This window comes from Vibrio sp. 1288, from assembly GCF_033344475.1.
Genome location: NZ_JAWPOX010000393.1, coordinates 1 through 771, shown reverse-complemented (window position 1 = coordinate 771; position 771 = coordinate 1). Strand labels below are relative to the sequence as shown.

At 46.3% G+C, this 771-nt stretch carries 1 protein-coding gene and 1 pseudogene; both read right to left on the bottom strand.

The window, feature by feature from the left end; translation table 11 throughout:
• Positions 1–253, bottom strand: a 253-nt coding sequence (locus R8O11_RS26985) for a sigma factor (RefSeq protein WP_318194846.1), incomplete at its 3' end; no start/stop codon positions are given.
• A 41-nt stretch (positions 254–294) separates the two neighbouring features.
• Positions 295–771, bottom strand: a pseudogene (locus R8O11_RS26980) (2-dehydropantoate 2-reductase); the annotation flags it as partial.

Below are 771 nucleotides of genomic sequence, written 5' to 3'. Positions count from 1 at the left end.
TGTATATCCAAGTCGATAACGCACTCTTCTTTCCATCGTAAAGATGAGCTTTTTGCCAGACCGTTGCCATGGTTTCTTGAACCATCTCCATAGCAACTTGCTCATTACCAACGTGCTTGTAGGCAAACTGTTTTAGCTTGGGTGCATAAAAACGGAATACGAACGCAAAAGCCTCTCTATCTTTGGCTTTTACTTTATCCATGTAAGCGTTCCATTCATTTCGCCCCAATTTTTGTGGGCTATCACTCATCATAATCAGCCTTTACTATAGGGAGGCTCTCACCTCCCTTCTTCCTAATCGGTGATGTCATCAACGAGAAGATTGAAGCCACCATTGTTTCCGTCATCAATGGCAACCGCTTGGTAGACAACACCATTCATTAAGTCTACTGGTAGCGAATCGATCGCGACCGCGTCAGGGTTGCCTGCGACGGTGACAGTTACGTAGTAAGTGCCTGCCGCAACATACAATCCTTTCGCACTTTCTTTATACGCAAAGTTTGTGATGGTTGGATCACTGCCCTCTATCCCTACTGACGTTGTGAGGTAGATATCCACCACCTCTGCTACTGAGTTGGCTGCCGCATGAGTCAGGTTTAACGTCGCGCTGGTTGCCACTGCTCTTCTCATGTCTTCACCATTAAAGACTCTATCGCAATAAAAGGGCTTACAACTCCGACAGCATATACGCTGTCATCTTTCCCGCCATCAACCCTTAGTCCATCAACATCAATTATCGGATGACTCGTAGTGCCATCGACAAGATGCCCT